This window comes from Acidovorax sp. SRB_24 (assembly GCF_012931925.1).
Map to the genome: position 1 here is coordinate 1 of NZ_MWOM01000384.1, position 228 is coordinate 228.

At 79.4% G+C, this 228-nt stretch carries 1 pseudogene; it reads right to left on the reverse strand.

From position 1 onward, the window contains the following. Positions 1-228 (reverse strand): annotated as a pseudogene (locus B2J89_RS22360) (peptidase M48); the annotation flags it as partial.

Here is a 228-nt window from a genome sequence, read left to right on the forward strand (position 1 = left end):
CACCGCCGCCGCATAGTCGTAGCGCGCCGCGTGCGCCTCGGCCTCGGCGCGCACGGCGCGCAGGCCCTGGCCCTGCGCCTGCCACACACCGGCGAGCGTCTGCCAGGCGCTGGCATCGCGCGGGTGCGTTGCCACCCAGGTCTGCAGCGGCCCGGCCAGGTCGCCCGCGCCCTGCTGCGCACCGGGGCTGTGCAGCAGCGCCTGCGCGCGCAGCAGCAGCTCGGGCCG